At 60.9% G+C, this 17539-nt stretch carries 16 protein-coding genes, 1 tRNA gene and 1 pseudogene; 10 read left to right on the plus strand and 8 right to left on the minus strand.

What is annotated here, in order from left to right; all coding sequences use genetic code 11:
- The coding region (locus JMA46_RS16005) for a DUF6318 family protein (RefSeq protein WP_207346344.1) at positions 1 to 1099 on the plus strand (1099 nt) is incomplete at its 5' end.
- Between the two features lie 2 nt (positions 1100 to 1101).
- Entirely contained in the window at positions 1102 to 2016 is a 915-nt protein-coding gene (locus JMA46_RS17355; protein WP_247647376.1) for a hypothetical protein, read from the plus strand.
- 141 nt (positions 2017 to 2157) lie between these two features.
- Here JMA46_RS17355 and JMA46_RS16015 read toward each other — a convergent pair whose 3' ends face one another.
- A complete protein-coding gene (locus tag JMA46_RS16015) occupies positions 2158 to 4230 on the minus strand; it encodes an acyl-CoA dehydrogenase (RefSeq protein WP_207346345.1) in 2073 nt (690 codons plus the stop codon).
- A 19-nt stretch (positions 4231 to 4249) separates the two neighbouring features.
- Positions 4250 to 4969 carry a TetR family transcriptional regulator gene (locus JMA46_RS16020; protein ID WP_348770199.1) on the minus strand — a complete coding sequence of 240 codons (720 nt, stop codon included), beginning with the start codon at positions 4967 to 4969 and terminating at the stop codon, positions 4250 to 4252.
- 65 nt (positions 4970 to 5034) lie between these two features.
- Here JMA46_RS16020 and JMA46_RS16025 point away from each other — a divergent pair, with 65 nt between their 5' ends.
- Genes JMA46_RS16025 through JMA46_RS16035 form a run of 3 tightly spaced genes read left to right on the plus strand, consistent with a single transcriptional unit; the run spans position 5035 to position 8694 of the window.
- Complete coding sequence (locus tag JMA46_RS16025) at positions 5035 to 6351, plus strand: acetyl-CoA C-acetyltransferase (RefSeq protein WP_207346346.1); 1317 nt, start codon at positions 5035 to 5037, stop codon at positions 6349 to 6351.
- A gap of 4 nt (positions 6352 to 6355) precedes the next feature.
- Positions 6356 to 7777 (plus strand): 3-oxoacyl-ACP reductase, encoded by a 1422-nt coding sequence (locus tag JMA46_RS16030; protein ID WP_207346347.1) that lies wholly within the window; start codon positions 6356 to 6358, stop codon positions 7775 to 7777.
- Positions 7774 to 8694 (plus strand): MaoC/PaaZ C-terminal domain-containing protein, encoded by a 921-nt coding sequence (locus JMA46_RS16035; protein ID WP_207346348.1) that lies wholly within the window; start codon positions 7774 to 7776, stop codon positions 8692 to 8694. The genes JMA46_RS16030 and JMA46_RS16035 overlap by 4 nt, the downstream gene beginning before the upstream one ends.
- Here JMA46_RS16035 and JMA46_RS16040 read toward each other — a convergent pair.
- From JMA46_RS16040 to JMA46_RS16060, 4 genes and pseudogenes are all read right to left on the minus strand, one after another.
- Positions 8680 to 9349, minus strand: a pseudogene (locus JMA46_RS16040) (alpha/beta-hydrolase family protein). The gene JMA46_RS16035 and the pseudogene JMA46_RS16040 sit on opposite strands and share 15 nt — an antisense overlap.
- Before the next feature lie 72 nt (positions 9350 to 9421).
- Entirely contained in the window at positions 9422 to 9679 is a 258-nt protein-coding gene (locus tag JMA46_RS16050; RefSeq protein WP_207346351.1) for an alpha/beta-hydrolase N-terminal domain-containing protein, read from the minus strand.
- A 36-nt stretch (positions 9680 to 9715) separates the two neighbouring features.
- The gene (locus tag JMA46_RS16055) at positions 9716 to 10495 is read right to left on the minus strand and encodes a DUF2786 domain-containing protein (protein ID WP_207346352.1); all 780 of its coding nucleotides are present in this window, start codon (positions 10493 to 10495) and stop codon (positions 9716 to 9718) included.
- A gap of 130 nt (positions 10496 to 10625) precedes the next feature.
- Positions 10626 to 10708, minus strand: a tRNA-Leu gene (locus JMA46_RS16060).
- A gap of 191 nt (positions 10709 to 10899) precedes the next feature.
- Between JMA46_RS16060 and JMA46_RS16065 the strand changes: the two genes are divergently transcribed.
- Both JMA46_RS16065 and JMA46_RS16070 read left to right on the plus strand, forming a co-directional pair.
- Positions 10900 to 12204: a M20/M25/M40 family metallo-hydrolase gene (locus JMA46_RS16065; RefSeq protein ID WP_207346353.1), complete on the plus strand. Its 1305-nt coding sequence runs from the start codon at positions 10900 to 10902 to the stop codon at positions 12202 to 12204.
- Positions 12205 to 12215: 11 nt separating this feature from the next.
- Positions 12216 to 13394 (plus strand): acyl-CoA dehydrogenase family protein, encoded by a 1179-nt coding sequence (locus JMA46_RS16070; RefSeq protein WP_207346354.1) that lies wholly within the window; start codon positions 12216 to 12218, stop codon positions 13392 to 13394.
- 14 nt (positions 13395 to 13408) lie between these two features.
- Here JMA46_RS16070 and JMA46_RS16075 read toward each other — a convergent pair whose 3' ends face one another.
- A complete protein-coding gene (locus JMA46_RS16075) occupies positions 13409 to 13648 on the minus strand; it encodes a DUF5703 family protein (RefSeq protein ID WP_207346355.1) in 240 nt (79 codons plus the stop codon).
- A 131-nt stretch (positions 13649 to 13779) separates the two neighbouring features.
- Between JMA46_RS16075 and JMA46_RS16080 the strand changes: the two genes are divergently transcribed.
- Positions 13780 to 14115 carry a primosomal protein gene (locus JMA46_RS16080; protein ID WP_207346356.1) on the plus strand — a complete coding sequence of 112 codons (336 nt, stop codon included), beginning with the start codon at positions 13780 to 13782 and terminating at the stop codon, positions 14113 to 14115.
- Here the strand turns inward: JMA46_RS16080 and JMA46_RS16085 are convergent.
- Positions 14112 to 15047, minus strand: a complete 936-nt coding sequence (locus JMA46_RS16085) for an aldo/keto reductase (protein ID WP_207346357.1) — start codon at positions 15045 to 15047, stop codon at positions 14112 to 14114. The two genes, JMA46_RS16080 and JMA46_RS16085, sit on opposite strands and share 4 nt — an antisense overlap.
- A 104-nt stretch (positions 15048 to 15151) precedes the next feature.
- Here JMA46_RS16085 and JMA46_RS16090 point away from each other — a divergent pair, with 104 nt between their 5' ends.
- A complete protein-coding gene (locus JMA46_RS16090; RefSeq protein ID WP_207346358.1) occupies positions 15152 to 15988 on the plus strand; it encodes an undecaprenyl-diphosphate phosphatase in 837 nt (278 codons plus the stop codon).
- Positions 15989 to 16010: 22 nt separating this feature from the next.
- Positions 16011 to 17294 (plus strand): cysteine--1-D-myo-inosityl 2-amino-2-deoxy-alpha-D-glucopyranoside ligase, encoded by a 1284-nt coding sequence (mshC, locus tag JMA46_RS16095; RefSeq protein ID WP_207346359.1) that lies wholly within the window; start codon positions 16011 to 16013, stop codon positions 17292 to 17294.
- The last annotated feature ends 245 nt before the right edge of the window (positions 17295 to 17539 follow it).

Here is a 17539-nt window from a genome sequence, read left to right on the forward strand (position 1 = left end):
CACCCTCGCCGTTGCTTCCATAAACATATTCTATAAGAAGGCACTGACATCCAACCCTACCGAACACCGAATGTGCACAACCAAACACCCAACCCCACCCTGTGCAGGAAACAACACACCAACACGCACGGTTCAGCTCCAAGTTGTACCCGGGGGCTGGTTAGCGAGCGACATGGTGGTCGAAGGCTTTGTGCCGAAGCATGGCGTAATCGTCCGTTATCGAGGTGGCGCCAGCGAGGCGGGTTTTCGCTGTGCCGCCCTACTTGTGAGAGGTGCTGATGCTTGCCATAGACGTGGTGTGGATAACTTCTGGCACGTCCTGCCGGGGCAGTGTATTTTGGTAGGAAGCCACAGCGGTTGGGCGTCAAGGACGATGCCACACCGCTATCAGCACCACGGGCAGGGGCCTGCGATGAGGAATAGCACCATCACACAGTGGCTCCGAGCGGGCCGGAAGAATCGAACGGCCGGCGCGACCATCTTTGTCTCCGCGCTCCTGATACTTACCGGGTGCAGCACTACCCCAACACCGCCAGAAGCCACTGGCACCGGCACCAACACCCCAACCAAGACTGGCATTGAGGCTTCTGCACCAGCCACGGCGACCCCCTCCAGCGTTGCCGTCTATCAACCCGCAACGGCCAACGGCCCGGCTCAAAACGTACCCGTTCCCGTCCTGCCAAAAAAAGCTAAAGAGTTCAGCAAAGAAGGCTTACTCGCGTTCGCAGAACACTGGTATGCCACCCTCGGCTACGTTTTCGAAACCGGTGATCCGGGCCCCATGATGGCTATTACTGAAGCCGATTGCACCACGTGTGCCAACATTAACGGCCCTGTAGGAAAGTGGTATGCCAAAGGGGGCTGGATAGTTGGTGGCCTTATGACCGTCCATTCCTCGACGAGCTCCTTTGAAGAAGATGAAGACGGCACGTATCAAGCTATCGTTGTGGTTCAGCAGTCCCCAGCGCGCTACTTCGAAACCGACCAAAGCCTGTACAAGGCCTATCCTCCGTCCATCGCAAGGGCAGACATAGTCGTCGCATCTTTCAGAGAAGGCAAATGGATAGCTCGGACCGCGGAACATCTGACCAAGGACTAGCCGTGATCAAGTTACTTAAAATCTTTGTGACTATAGGCATGGTGGCATCACTATCGATGATCATCACCGTCACAGCCGAATCTGATGAGAATCAAACCGCAGTGTGGGATGACGGCGGTATCGGGAACGGGGCTTGGAAATCGGCCAGCGATGGTTCACTCTACGGTAAAGCGCCCTCTACTGGTCCGCAGGATCCATTCATCTACGAGGCCAGGGTTGCCTGCACTTCAGGTGACAGCGTCACCTTCCCGGAATGCGCTTCCGTCATGCCACCATGTGCAGCCATCAACAACCCAGCCGACACTGACGCACCCAAAAGCACTGCTGTCTACTGGTACAAAAGCCTGAGAAGCAGCACGCCTCCGAATTGGACCTACGATTCCGGCCCGGTCTGCGTTCAAGGCGAGAAACCGAGAGACATCTTGGCAGAAATCGCCGCCCAAATCAGCAGCGAATTCCAGCACACGCCCATCGCCCCCGCTACCATCGGCAGTCAGCCAGGGCCTCACACCCTCCGCGGGAAAGATACCAACGTCTACGCCACTGCCACCACGCAGACCTTCGCCCTGACCCTTCTCGAACAACAAGTCACCATCACCGCAGTTCCCGTCGCCTACACCTGGGATTACGGAGACGGCGACGTCTGGGGGCCCACGGCCATCCACGGGGCGCCCCTGCACCAAGACCGTGTCGGGGAACAAACACAAACGAGCCACATTTACACCACTACTGGAAAGCTCAGCATCAACCTCACCACCCACTTCACCGGCAGCTACAACGTCAACGGAGGGCCCTTCCTTCCCATCCCCGGCCAAGGCAACATTCCTTCGCCGCCTCTGGGCCTCACCGTCTGGCGTGCCATCACCCGCCTCTACGCCGACGATTGCATCACCAACCCCCAAGGCGTCGGTTGCTAGATGGAAAACTCGCTAATAGAAATGGCAGCAATCCCAACCTGTCACCCACGGAACCAGCACTGGGCACTGTAGGGAAGGCCGACGGCGACACCCAGAAAGTCTGGATGCCGCCGTCGTACGTTGCGGGAATACCTCCCGCTGCTACTTCTTGGAAGCAGCCTTCGCCTTTTGAATGAGCGTCTTCTCATCAATGGGTGCATGAGATGAAGCACGCAGCTCGCGGTAATAGTCGCGCGCCTCATCCTGGCGTTCGCGCTCTATGCCCGTTGCAATGGTGGCCCTCAGATGCTCAGGACCGTAACCGAAAGCATCCACCAGGTCCACGGCGTGGGGGCGCAGTTTCGCCAGAATTCGGTTGATGTAGGGGGACAGGGTGCGGGCGCGCTGCATGGAGATGCGGCCGTTCATCAAGTACCAATCAAGGTGCTTTTCAATCAAAGTCAGTCCAAACAAGTCACGCAGGCGGGTGAGAACCCTCTTGGTGCCGGGATCCTTGACGCGTTCCAGAGCAGCCGTGAACGCCTCCCACTGAAGCAGCTCAGCATGCGCCCTGGCAGCCTCAATCAATTCATTCTGGTGGGCGTTGAAGACCTCGGCGCCCTTCTCCTTCGGCAGCTTCGCGGCCTCTCGGAGTGCGCCTGCAACTTCAGCCACCATGGTCTGCACGCGGTCCGCCAGCATCTGATTCTGCGTGTCGGCATCCTTCAGCGCCTTGGCGGACTTCTGCGCCGAACCGCTGTCAGCCACAAACTGTGCAACCTGGCGCAGGCCCGTCTTGTTGATGGTCAAGTCGGCCGCCTGTCCAGCGAAGAAGCGTGCCAACACGCCGAAATCAAGGTTGCGGAACTCCTTGCTGTAATCGCCCAACAAACGCTTGGCAACCAACTGCAGCAACACCGTGTTGTCACCTTCAAAAGTGGCGTAGACGTCAAGGTCCGCACGCAGCGACGTGAGCCGGTTCTCCACCATGAATCCAGCGCCGCCGCAGGCTTCCCGGCATTCCTGCAGGGTGTCAAGGGCGTGCCAGGTGGTCAGCGACTTCAACGCGGCTGCCAACGTCTCCAGGTCCTGCCGGTCTTCATCGGTGTCGTGTGCCCCGGAAAAAACGTCGTCGAACTTCACGAGTAGTTCCTCGTGTGCAAACGCTGCAGCATACGTGGTTGCCAACAATGGCAACAGGCGGCGCTGGTGGCGCTGGTAGTCAAGCAGCACCACTTCCTCAGTGTCCGAAGCAGCGTTGAACTGGCGGCGTTCCGTCGCATACTGAATGGCGATCTTCAAACCCACCTTGGAAGCAGCCACCGCCGCACCGTTCAAGGAGACGCGTCCCTGCACCAGTGTTCCGAGCATCGTGAAGAAACGGCGCCCGGGGCTTGCTATCGGTGAACTGTAAGTGCCGTCAACGGCCACGTCCCCATAGCGGTTGAGCAGGTTCGTGCGGGGGATGCGTACACTGTTGAACGCCAACCGCCCATTGTCGATGCCGTTGAGCCCGCCCTTGATATTGTCATCAAGGCCTTGGACGCCCGGCAGGAATTTCTTCGTCGTCGGGTCGCGCAGTTCCACATAGAAGGCGTGCACACCATGGTTGACGCTCTTCGTGATGAGCTGGGCAAACACCACAGCGGCCAGACCGTCCACCGCAGCATTGCCGATGTACTCCTTCCACGCCGCCCGGAAGGGGGTGTTTATGACGAATTCCTGTGTCTTGGGATCGTAGGTTGCCGTAGTTGCGATCGAGGCAACATCGGAGCCGTGCCCGATCTCCGTCATGGCAAAGCAGCCGGGAATCTCAACACTCATGATGCCGGGCAGCCACTTGTCCTGGTGCTCCTGGTTCCCCAGATGCATCACGGCCGAACCAAACAGGCCCCACTGGACGCCGCCCTTGATCTGTAACGAGGGGTCGGCAATGACGAGTTCTTCAAAGCCCGCAACGTTGCCACCGGGGTCGTTGCTTCCACCCAACCGAGAGGGGAATGCACGGTGCACCGCGTTGTTTTCCACAAGAATGCCCAACTGGTCATACACGCGCTTGCGATGCTCGGTGTGGGAGAGGCCCTCAACTTTGTGCAGCTCAGGCCTGCCGGCCAGTTCACGGGCCATCAGCCTGACTTCCGCCCACTGGCCCAGAAGCACCTCTCCGAGGGCGGCAACATCCACTCCGTCTTCGTCGGGAACGCTCAATGGAGAAGCTGTCATTACATTTGTCATGATTATCCTTCTGCTGCAGTTACTGAACGGGGGAGGCTGGCGGGACGTGGTGCCCTACGCCATCGAAAAGCCATGCGGAAATCTGTTCCGCCATGGCGTTGGAGTCTGGTTTGGACGCATCGCAAGGAGCTTGCAGCCACAGTTCACCGGCGGAACGCACCAGCCCGATGGCGGCTGTGGGCCAATAGCTGAGCAAGGGCGACGCCGAATCCACCAGCAAGTGCCGCAACGGTTCGGTAATCATTACCGTTACCGAGTCAAAGAAGCTGCTGAGTTCACCCGACTGCCTTGTGTCGCCGTCGCCCGGAAGGGTGGCGAAAGAGTAGACGTTGGGGGAGGTCTGCGCCATTTGAAGGTAGGCAGCGACCATTGCAGTGACACCCTCTCGGGGATCCGTTGCCGCCTGCCGTGCTGCCGCGATAGTCTGCTGCATCTGCCGGATGACCACTGAGCCGACGGCGTGCCGCAGCCCTGACTTGTCGCCAAAATAGCGGTAGAAGACGGACTTTGACGTTCCGGCCGTGGCGGCAATGTCCTCCATGGAGGCATCCGGACCCAGCCGGTGAATGGCCCGCCTGGCCACGTTGATCAAGTCACGACGGCGTTCCTCGCGATGGGCATCCCATCTCGCCGAACGCCCGTCCACAGGAGCAGGGTCGACAGCATCAGGGTTGTCCTGCAGCTGGGTGGGCTGCTCACCGAAATGGGAAGCGGAGGCTCGTTGCTGAGTGTTCTTCACGATACTCAGCGTATCAGGTACGCTGGGTATCAAGAACAAGTTGGACCACCCTAGGAGAGGGCTCTATGACCACCCCCACAACACCCGGTATCCGCAAAGCAGTCATTGTTGGCGGAAACCGCATTCCCTTTGCCCGCACGGGCGGCGCCTACGCGCACTCCTCAAATCAAGACATGTTGACCGCCGCGCTCGACGGTTTGGTAGCTCGCTTCGGATTGGCCGGTGAACAGATTGGTGAAGTGGCCGCTGGCGCCGTGCTCAAGCATTCCCGGGACTTCAACCTCACCCGCGAAGCCGTTCTCGGTTCGGCCCTGGCCGCCACCACCCCCGCCTATGACCTGCAGCAAGCATGTGCTACAGGCATGGAGGCAGTTATCGGGCTCTCCAACAAAATCAAGCTGGGCCAAATCGATTCAGCCATTGCCGGTGGCGTTGACTCCGCCTCCGACGCCCCGATCTCGGTCAGCGAAGGCCTGCGTGCCATCCTGCTCGACCTCAATCGCGCCAAGACCACGGGCCAGAAGCTCAAGACTCTGAGCCGCATCAGGCCCAAGGACCTCAGCCCCGACGCACCGTCCACTGGCGAACCCCGCACGGGTCTGTCCATGGGTGAACACCAGGCACTCACCACGGCACAGTGGAAGATCAGCCGCGAGGCGCAGGACGAACTGGCACTGGCCAGCCACAAGAACTTGGCCGCAGCCTATGACAGGAACTTCTTTGACGACCTCCTGACTCCATTCCGCGGCCTGAGCCGGGACTCGAATCTGCGAGCAGATTCCAGCATGGAAAAGCTTGCCAAGCTCAAGCCTGTCTTTGGCAAGTCGCTGGGGGATGCGGCCACCATGACGGCGGGGAACTCCACGCCCCTGACAGACGGAGCCTCCACGGTGTTGTTGGCCTCCGAGGCATGGGCAGCTGCCCGGGAACTCCCCATCCTGGCCGACGTCGTTGACGGTGAAGCAGGCGCCGTTGACTTTGTCCACGGCAAGGATGGGCTTCTCATGGCCCCCGCGTTTGCCGTCCCGAGGCTGCTGGCCCGCAACGGCCTTACGCTGGCCGACTTTGACTACTTCGAAATCCACGAGGCCTTCGCTGGAACGGTGTTGAGCACCCTGGCCGCTTGGGAAGATGAGGAATTTGGCATCACACGGCTGGGTCTGGACGGAGCATTCGGCTCCATCGACAGGTCCAAGCTCAATGTCAACGGTTCCTCCCTTGCCGCCGGGCACCCGTTTGCCGCAACAGGTGGCCGCCTCATCGCCACCCTCGCCAAGATGCTCCACGAACGTGGACAAGTTGACGGGCGCCCCGCCCGCGGGTTGATCTCCGTCTGCGCCGCTGGCGGCCAGGGCGTCGTCGCCATCCTGGAAGCACGGTGATCCCATGACCCCGCAAAGCACGACCTCACACAACAAGTCTTCAAACAACAGCGCTTCAAGCAACAGGGCAGCTGGCGGACGCGAGAAGGCCGACAAATACACTGAATTCGTCAGTGCCGGAATTGGCCGGGACCTGGCCAAACGACTGGGCCTGCCGCAACCGGCCATCCTGCGCCGCTACAGCCCCCACGCGCCTCTCGTCGAAGGGCCCATTGTGGTCCTGGGACACGGAGCAGGGGCCGACGCCGTTGCGAAAGTCTTGCTTGATTGGCACCAGGACGTACGCAGGCATGCGACACCCAAGGAGAAGCTGGGCGCCATCGTGGTGGTGCTCGACGACTTGGCGAATCCGGGCGGCCTCTCGGAGCCCATGCTGGCCATTGGTGCCGCGCTACGTGACCTGAACAAGAACGCACGGGTTGTGAGCATCTCCCGCGAAGTGTCCGTGGCGGACGCGCCGGAAGTTGCTGCGGCACGCAACGCTGTTGACGGCATTGTGCGCTCACTTGCCAAGGAGCTCCGTGCCGGAGCAACCGCCAACGGCATTGTGTTGCAAAACGGAATTCCTGCCGGTTCGCCCAGCGCCATGGCTGCTTTGCGCTTCTTCCTCTCCGGCCGTTCGGCCTTTGTTGACGGGCAGTTCCTCACAGCAGCAAGCGAAGGCTCACGGCAGGCACCCCATTGGGACAAGCCGCTGGAAGGAAACGTTGCCGTTGTCACCGGCGCTGCGCGGGGGATTGGGGCAGCCATTGCCCGCACTCTCGCCCGTGACGGGGCCACCGTAGTAGCTGTCGACATCCCTGCCGCAGGCGATCATTTGGCCGCCGTCGCCAATGAAATCCATGGCACGTCCCTACAGCTGGACATCACCGATCCGGAGGCTGGCAGCCGCATCCTGGAACACGCCATGAGCCGTTTTGGCCGCCTCGACATTGTTGTTCACAACGCCGGCATCACCCGGGACAAGCTGCTGGCCAATATGGATGCAGCCCGCTGGGATTCCGTGGTGGCTGTCAACCTTGAAGCGCAGCTGCGCATGAACAAGGCACTGCTCGCCAATGAGAGTTTTGCCAGCAACGGACGCATCATCAGTGTCTCCTCTACCAGCGGCATTGCCGGTAACCGCGGCCAAAGCAACTACGCCGCATCCAAGGCCGGCATTATCGGTATGGTGAGGTCCACCGCGCCCTTGATGGCTGCCAGCGGTGGGACGGTGAACGCCGTCGCCCCGGGCTTCATTGAAACGGACATGACAGCCAAGATCCCGTTCGCCACCCGTGAAGTGGCCCGCCGGCTGAATAGCCTCCAGCAAGGTGGCAAGCCTCGGGACGTGGCGGAGACCATCGCGTTCTTCGCCCAGCCCCAGGCGGCCGGTGTGACCGCGAACATCCTGCGTGTTTGCGGACAGAACTTGGTGGGGCAATGACAGCCGAGACGTTGTTGACGGAGATGCCGTCACTGTCGAAACTGTACGTCAATGCCGCGGCCACGGCGGCCAAGAGCCGGCTGGTGCGTGCAGAACCTGTTCTGGCATTGCCTGCACGGGCCATTGAAGTGCGGGGGGTTAGTGCTGATCTGGCCAAGGTGACGGAGTTTGCTCACCTGATGGGAGAACCTGCCCGCGACGTGCTGCCCTCCGGATACTTGCATGCGTTTGTGTTCCCGGTGGCCATGAGTGTCATGGTTCAGGAAGACTTTCCGCTGCCGCTGCTGGGCATGATCCACTTGCGCAACGACGTGGAACACTTGGCGCCGGTGCTGTTCAGCGACGAACTATCGGTGCGCGCCTGGGCACGCGACCTGACAGGGCATCGCAGCGGCACCCAAGTGCAGATCGTTGCGGAAATCCACAATGCCGACGGCACTGAACTGCTCTGGCGCGGCGTGTCCACCTATCTGGCCAAGGGTGTGTTCCTACCAGGGCTGGACAAACCAACGACGGCGGCTGCTCGTGTGGACTTCATTCCGCCCGCACCTACCGCGCAGTGGCGCCTTGGTGTGGACACCGGACGTGCCTATGCTGCCGTTTCGGGGGACTTCAACCCCATCCACTTGAGCGTGTTGAGCGCGAAGGCATTGGGTTTGCGGCGGTCCATTGCCCATGGCATGTACGCGGCGGCCCGGGTGTTGGCCACTGTTCCGCAATCCAAGCCCGACACCTTTTACTGGGACATCGCCTTTGATTCCCCGATGTTCCTACCCGCCACTGTCTCGTTGGAGGTCGTTGACCACCGGACGGACGACGGCGCTTGGTTGAGTTCGGTGTTCACCGCGTGGGATGCGCGCACGGCCAGAAAGTACTTCAATGGCTCGGTTTCGGCAGGCCGCTCAGTTATCGATTGAGTCCTCGTAGGGAATCGCAGCCATGAGTGCCTGGATCTTGCCCACCGTGGCCGGCTCCAAGCCGCTGGGAGACACACCGTTCCATGCCTCCACGGCCACATCACCAAAGTTGTGGCTGTGCCGGGCCGGAACGGCTTCCCCCAGGAACATGTCAAAGGCCACCTGCAGGTAGGTGCCCAGTGGAATCCACACCATGGAGTCACTGACGTCCGGCGCCCTCCCACCGGCGGCCGCACTTCCGGTGAGCCAGTCGGGCTTTTGCCCGATCAGTCGCGGCGTTAACCACGTCACTGCATCAGTGCCATGTTGCAGGTAGGCAATTCGGGCCGGCACCCACGGACCGGTCAGGGTATCAAAATCCGCGCGGTTGGAAAGCCAGCGAATATTCCGTCCTGCCTCATACACCGGCTGCCACGGCGAGGAACCCGTACACCAGCAGTGCGGGCCGTTTGCCACTCGGCAGCGCCAGCCATTCCTTCTTAATCGCTTGGTACAGAGCCAGAGAAGATTCACGTGGAAGCTCCTGGTGGAACAGGAACGACACCCAGCTTGGCTGGTTGGAATATTTCATCGACACAATGGCGGTGTCGCCACCGTACAAGTATTCAACGGACTGCAAAGCTTGCCGTTCCAACCATCCGAACCCTGTAGGCATGGCGATCACCAAGGTGCCTCGTGGAAAGCCGCCAGTCGCTTGAGTTCTTTCGCAGACAGCGCTGCGTTAGCTCTAAGATCTGCTCGGATGTGGACCGCCGCCCACAAAGGCCCGGCCCTGCATGCCGAGTTTGCCCCAATCCATGGCGGAACCCGGACCTGCAGAACGGAACGTGGAGGCAGGCTCAACAATTTCAAGCGGTGTGCTGTCAGTGCGTGCCGCATATACGCTGTCCGTGCCAATCAAAGCCACGTTCACCAACAGTGCCAGTGTCACCGCAGCCAAGCCCGCCAAGACGGCTAAATATCGTGCGAAGCACGCTTCAGGCATGCCTGTGGGAACCCTTGTTGCGTGGGAACGTAGCTCTCAGGGCATCCGGGGATGACCGGGAAGAGTGTTGCGGCGGGCCGCGTCTACGGCACCGTTGACAGACGCCATCGTCCCGGCGTGGCTGCCAGCTGCATGGGCAGAGGAGGAACCGTAGGACATGGGCTGCCTGCGGGCGGAACGGAGCGCCGGATACAACGCCTGCACGTGCTCGTCCGCCCGTTCCCGCCGCCCGGCAAGAACAATGCTGGTGCCCGGCTCGGCAGCCGCCGCTTCGGAACTGTGCACAGCCTCGATGCGATGCGCCACCGTGGCCAGGAAGGCGAGCTGGAACTGGCGTCGTTCAAGGGTTTTCTCATGCGGAGTCAAATAGGGCTTGTAACGGTAGTCGAGCCACCAGGCCTGCAGGGCGGTTTCCAGCTGCAATCTGAGGGAGGCGAAAAGACGAAGGATCTGGGCGACGTCGGACTCAGCCCCGATCAAGTACATGATCTTCGCAGCACTCGTGTTGGCCTGTAGTACCCGGACCGTGTTGAAGGCCAGGGCTATCAGGGTGAAACCTCGTGCCAAACCCACGCGATACTGGCCGTTGAGTTCAAAACGCTGCTCCACCATGGGCTCTTGGGGCTTGCCGGCCTTCCCCGCCTCGGCGTCGATGCTTGCCTGCTCAATGCCGTAGCGCACCATGAGGCGCTCGGCATGTTCCTGAAAGGTTTGGGCCTCAGCGGGGAAGGGGGTGCTCTCCGCCTTCGCCAAAAGTTTAGTGATGAGCTTGAGCGTCTTCTCAGCTTTTTTGCCGGCGTGGCTGACCGTCTCCATGGTGCTGGCTCCTTCACTCTTTGTTGCTGCGTTCCTGTGTTGCTTGTTCCGAGGTTAGCGCGGCCCACTGACATTCTCCGGCAAACAAAAAAGACTCCCTGGGAACCGTGGTTCCCAGGGAGTCTGTCAGTGCGCGGAGGGGGACTTGAACCCCCACCCCGTTTCCAGGACTAGCACCTCAAGCTAGCGCGTCTGCCATTCCGCCACCCGCGCAGGTGATCGCAGGACACTGATTCTTCCATTCGGTTGAATCGTTGTCTCCCGCAGCAGCGATGAAAACAATAGCACGACTTTCGGATGAAAGAACAATCGGGCACCCCCTGGCCGTGCGGCCCACCCGCCCACTGACGGAATCAACGGAAACGGTAGGGTGGAGGCACTGCCAAGCACTAAGGAGATTGCCCGTGAACACCATCAGGCCCGAGGATGAAGTTGCGGGCATCTGCGCCGATCTCATCCGGTTCGACACCAGCAACTTTGCTGACAATGAAGGACCGGGGGAGCGTGCCATTGCCGAGCACACTGCCGCACTGATTTCCGAAGCCGGGCTGTCCGCTGAACTTTATGAGTCCTCACCGGGGCGGGCCAACGTGGTCACCCGCATTGAGGGAAGCGACTCATCCCTTCCGGCGCTTGTGGTCCACGGCCATTTGGATGTTGTCCCCGCCCAAGCCGCGGACTGGAGCATGGACCCCTTCGGCGGCGAAATCCACGATGGCCTGATATGGGGCAGGGGAGCGGTGGATATGAAGGACATGGATGCCATGATCCTGTCCGTCATGCGCTCCATGGGACGGGAAAAGCGCAAACCCAAACGTGACATCGTGTTTGCCTTCTTCGCCGACGAGGAAGCCGGTGGCACCTACGGCGCCCGCTGGTCCGTGGACAACAGGCCCGAACTCTTTGAAGGGGCCACTGAAGCCATTTCCGAGGTGGGCGGCTTCTCCACGGAAATCAACGGCAATCGAGCGTATCTGCTGCAAACGGCCGAGAAGGGTCTGGCCTGGCTGCGCCTCACGGCCCATGGCCGGGCCGGTCACGGCTCGCACATCAACACGGACAACGCAGTGACCCGCCTGGCCCGTGCTGTGACCCGCATCGGTGACCACCGGTGGCCCATTGAATACACCGACACCACGCGAGCATTCCTGGAAGGTGTTTCCGAGCTGACAGGCATTGAATTCGATGAGTCCAACCCGGACGTCCTACTGGACCAGCTCGGCACGGTGTCGCGCTTCGTGGGCGCAACGCTCCAAAACACGTCAAACCCGACGTTCCTGAACGGCGGCTACAAAGCCAATGTGATTCCGGGCACGGCTGAGGCGATGATTGATGTGCGCACATTGCCGGGACAGCATGAACATGTCCTTGAAGTGGTCCGAGAACTGGCCGGTGAGGGCGTGGAAATCTCGACCATCCACAATGACGTGTCGTTGGAGACTCCGTTCGCCGGCAACCTCATCGACGCCATGATCGACTCCCTGCACGCAGAAGATCCAGGCTCCACCGTGCTGCCGTATACGCTTTCCGGCGGCACGGACAACAAGTCCCTGAGCCGGCTGGGCATCACCGGCTACGGATTTGCACCGTTGCAGCTGCCCCCCGAGCTGGACTTCACCGGCATGTTCCACGGCGTTGACGAACGCGTCCCCGTCGACTCGCTAAAATTTGGCGCCCGCGTCCTGGACCGCCTGCTGAGCACCTACTGAGGATTCACACCATGAGCACCACGGAGACAGAAACCACTGCATTGACCGACCTTTTGCCCGCGGACCTCCTTGAACGGTTCCGGGCCCGTGCCAAGGGCTACGACGAGCGCAACGAGTTCTTTTTCGAAGACTTGGCGGAGTTGAAGGCGCAAGGCTACCTGCGCATGTTTGCCGCGAAGGACGACGGCGGACTCGGCTTTGGTCTGGAACAGGTGGCTGCCGCTCAACGCAGGTTGGCGACAGCCGCCCCAGCCACCGCACTGGCGATCAACATGCACCTGGTGTGGACCGGCGTCGCACATCTTTTGGCAAGGCGGGGGGACGACTCACTGCACTACGTGCTGCAGGAAGCCGTGGCCGGGGAGGTGTTTGCCTTTGGAAACTCCGAGGCTGGCAATGACTCCGTGCTGTTTGACTCCAATACCGTGGCACAGTCGCTGGGGGATGGCAGCTACTCGTTTACTGGAACAAAAATCTTCACGTCGTTGTCCCCCGCATGGACACGCCTTGGCATCTTTGGCAAGGATTCCACGGGGGAGGAGCCGGTGCTGGTGCACGCATTCATCAACCGTGAAACACCCGGATACACCATCAAGGACGACTGGAACACGCTCGGCATGCGGGCCAGCCAATCCAACACCACCGTGCTCGACGGCGTGGTGGCACCGGCCGAACGCGTCTTCCGCAAGCTACCGGTGGGGCCCAACGCCGACCCGTTGATCTTCTCCATCTTCGCCTGCTTTGAAACGCTGCTGGCTGCCGTGTATACGGGCTTGGGGGAGCGGGCGCTACATATCGGCGTGGCCACCGTGAAAAAGCGAACATCCAAAAAGTACGACGGAAAGTCGTATGCCCAGGATCCAGATATCCGCTGGCGTATTGCCGACGCGGCGCTGGCCATGGACGGGTTGTACCCGCAACTCGTTTCGGTGGCCCGGGACGTGGACAACCTTGTCGACCACGGGACACAGTGGTTCCCGCAGCTGGTGGGGCTGAAGATCAGGGCCACCGAAACAGCGCGAACTGTTGTTGATTTGATCATCCGGGTCAGTGGTGGCGGGACCTACTTTGCCGGCAATGAACTGGGGCGCCTCTATAGGGACGTGCTCGCCGGGATCTTTCACCCCTCGGACGACGAGTCTGCACACTCGACCATTGCCAATGCCTGGTTGGGACCCATCGAGAAATAGGACGGGGGTGCACGCTAGTAGACGTTGAGGGTCCGTTCAACGCGCAGCACCTTGCGGCGCATGAGGTACTTTCGCTGCCCACCCATATAGAGGGTGCTGCGGGCAAGCTCCCACTTGCCATATTCAGCGTGTTCACGCAGGCGCTGGTAGGCGGTGGGAACGTGCTCACCGGGAGAGACTGTAATCACCAGGTATTCGTATTGGCGCAGCGGTGCCCCCCTGCCAGTCACTACTGGTTTCAGCGTTTCCTTCATGGAAGTTCCTTTCGTCCACGGCCAGTGAACCATGCGTCTTCTCCCAACGCTACCCCCTTCCACAACAGGGTGGCAGCTTCCATGGAAAAGAGGACTTTCAAGTTGGCTGGCACACTGGTAGCGTCATGCGCATGAGCATTGATCCCCGCGAAGCCCTGAGTGCACTGACCTCGGCATTGGAAGAACACCTGGTGGCGGCTTCCGCGCGCCGGGGTGAAGAAGACCCCATTGTCGAGGCCACGTTCCTGGGCATCATCGATGCCTTTGAAGCCTACGAAGAGGCACTCTTTGACGCGTTTGACGAGGTCACGCCATTGGTCATCTACGGAGAAGACGACGGCGACTTCGACGATGATGACAGCGATGAAGACGACGACGAGGACAGCGACGACGACACTCACGATGACAGTGATGATGACGACGATGACGAGGAAAGCAACCAGCACAAGGACTGGAAGTTGTCCTAGCTGATTTTGGAAACCTCGTTCAGCACCGTCGTGATTTGTTCCGGCAGAGGTTCCAGCGAGGACGAAAGCACTTCCTTGAGTTGCCCGTGCGTTCTGGGGCCCACCACTGCAGAGGTGACGCCGTGGTGCTCCAGCAGCCAGCTCAAAGCTACATCCAAGGGTGTGCGGCGCAGTCCCTTGGCCGCTGTCACAAGGGCTTCGGTGATCCTGGCCGGGTGGCCAGCCACGTATTTTTCCACATAACCATTCATGGTGGCGCTGGCTCCACGGGAGTCGGCGGGGGTCTGCCCCCTGTACTTCCCCGTCAACACACCACGGCCCAGCGGCGCCCAGGACAACAAGCCCGCGCCCACATGCTCGGCCGCAGGGATGACTTCCTGTTCGGCAGTGCGTTCCAACAACGAGTATTCAATCTGGTTGGCCACCAGGGGCACCTCGGACAGGGTTGCCGCTCGCGCCAGCTGCCATCCGTTGTAGTTGGACACGCCTGCGTAGCGCACCCTGCCGCTGCTCACCGCGAATTCAAGGGCACCCAAGGTTTCCTCCAGGGGTACATTCTCATCCCAGATGTGGGCAAGCCACAAGTCCAGATGGTCTGTGCCCAGCCGCGCAAGGGACGCGTCGAGTCCTGCGAGCATGGCTCGGCGAGAGGTGTCGCCCATGCGCTTTCCATTGCGGTGGCTGAGGCCGGCTTTTGACATCAATACCACGTCGCTGCGTGGAACAACATCACCGAGCAACTCGCCCAAAATGGCCTCGCTTCTGCCCCCAACGTAGCTGCCGGCCGTGTCAATGGTGGTGCCGCCGGCGTCCATGAAGTCGCGCAGCATGGTTCCAGCAGACTGTGCATCCGTCTCATCGCCCCAGGTCATTGTGCCCAGGGTCAGGGCAGAGACACGCAAACCGCTGGCGCCCATGAATCGTTGTTCCATACCTGCAAGCTTACGGTGAACTGTGCGGGCGTTGTGCGCCACCATGACGCCCGCCGGGAGCGGCGCTGAACCTCTCCAGCCCATGCATGCTTTAGGCTGAACCCGTGAACTGGTTTGAAGCGGCCTTCCTAGGCCTAATCCAAGGCCTGACTGAATTCCTCCCGATTTCCTCAAGCGCCCATCTTTTTGTCGTCGGCAAGTTCCTGCCCTCCGGTGCGGACCCCGGGGCGGCCTTTACCGCCGTCAGCCAGCTCGGCACGGAAACTGCTGTGCTGGTCTTCTTTTGGCGGGACATTGTCCGCATCGTGAAGGCCTGGTGGGGGTCATTACGCGGACGGGTGGCGCGCAACGAGCCGGACGTACGCATGGGCTGGCTCGTGATCATTGGCAGCATTCCCATCGCACTGCTGGGGGTGCTGTTCCAAAGCCAAATCGAATCGACGCTGCGGAACCTGTGGCTTGTAGCCACCACACTCATCGTTTTTGGCCTGATCCTGGCCGTGGCCGACACCGTCGCCACCCAAAGCAGGGAACTCAAGGACCTGAGCTACAAGCACGGCATCATTTACGGTTTCGCCCAGGCGTTGGCCCTCATTCCTGGTGTTTCGCGCTCCGGAGGCACCATCACGGCCGGGTTGCTAATGGGGTATACGCGTGAATCGGCGGCACGGTATTCGTTCCTGCTGGCCATCCCCGCCGTGTTTGGCAGCGGATTCTATGAGCTGTACAGAATCTTCGCCAAGCACGAAGGCGCCCAGGGTCCGTTCGGCATCGGCGAAATTGCGTTGGCCACCATCATCGCGTTCGTTGTGGGATATTTCATCATCGGGTGGTTCCTGAAGTTCATCTCCACCAAGAGCTTCCGCCCTTTCGTCTGGTACCGGATCGGCTTGGGACTTCTCCTGTACCTCCTGTTGGGTGCCGGCGTCATCACCGCGTAGCGGGAACTGTAAGCTTGGCACTGTGAAAACTTGGAAGTCCCCTGCCCTCCCTCAGCTGCCCGGCACCATGCCGGCCATCCATTTGCATGAAACCACCCAACAGCGGGTTGTTCCGCTGCCGGACTCGGACAAGGCAAGCCTCTACGTCTGCGGCATCACCCCATACGACGCCACCCACATCGGCCACGCTGCAACGTATGTGGCCTTTGACTTGCTGAACCGGGCCTGGCATGACCAGAACCGGGCCGTCAATTATGTGCAAAATGTCACAGATATTGATGATCCCCTACTCGAACGGGCCAACCGCGACGGCGTCGACTGGCGTGAACTCGCCGCGTCCCAGACGGCACTGTTCCAAGCGGACATGGAAGCCCTGAACGTCCTGGCCCCTGATCACTACATTGGCGCCGTTGAGTCCATTGCCTGGATTGTGCCCGAGGTGGAAAGCCTCCTTGCCGCAGGACTGGCCTACCCAGTCGCCGGCACCGATGGCGCGCCCGACGGCGACATCTACTTCTCCATCGAAGCCGCCTCAGCCGCATCGCATGATCCCGACCTGCAGGCGCCTTGGTGGCTCGGGCAGATCAGTGGATTGACGCAGGAAGAAATGCTACCGTTCTTTGCCGAACGCGGTGGGGACCCCCAGCGCCCCGGCAAGCGCCACCCTCTTGACGCCCTGCTCTGGCGTGTTGCCCGGGACGGCGAGCCCTCATGGGACGGCGCCTCTCTGGGTGCGGGCCGCCCCGGCTGGCACATCGAGTGCACGGTCATTGCGCGGCGCTTTTTGCCCAGCCCCTTCACCGTTCAGGGCGGTGGCAGCGACCTGGTGTTCCCGCACCACGAAATGGGTGCCGGCCACGCCTTCGCTTTGGGCGAGACCCCCATGGCCCGGCACTACAGCCATACCGGCATGGTGGGCCTGGACGGCGAAAAGATGAGCAAATCCCTGGGCAACCTGGTGTTGGTCTCCGTGCTGCGCTCCAAGGGGGTTGACCCTGCCGTCATCCGTCTGGCCATCCTGGCCCACCATTACCGCACTGATTGGTTCTGGACACAGGAGCTGCTTGACGACGCCCAACTCCGCCTCCAGCGCTGGCGTCGAGCGCTGCTTCATGCACCTGTTGGGACGGGAAAACTCGTCCTGGCTGAACTGCGGGAAGCGCTGTCCCAGGACCTTGACGCACCGCGCGCGTTGGCCGCCGTCGACGCTTGGGCTGCAACTGAGGTGTCCTCGGAGCTGGCGTCCGAACATGACGCCGACCTGATCTCGGATGCCATCGAGGCCCTGCTGGGCGTAGCGCTGTAGAGCACCACTATCTACAGAAAGCGGCTGCGCCGCTAGGTGCTCGGGTCAGTAGTCTTTTAGGGGTTTTGGCCGTGGGCCACCGGATTTCTGATTTTAGGACCAGCGTCCGGCCGGTTCCTGATCCGTGGAGTGCTTGACAGTCCTTTTCATGGCCTCGAACCGTCATGGTCGTTCTGAACGTCTTCAGGACGACCATGGCGGGGACCTTTTGGCCCCTGCCTTGTTCTTTAGATTGCCGGGTTGGT

It is taken from the genome of Arthrobacter sp. E3, from assembly GCF_017353415.1.
In the GTDB taxonomy this organism is placed as follows: domain Bacteria; phylum Actinomycetota; class Actinomycetes; order Actinomycetales; family Micrococcaceae; genus Specibacter.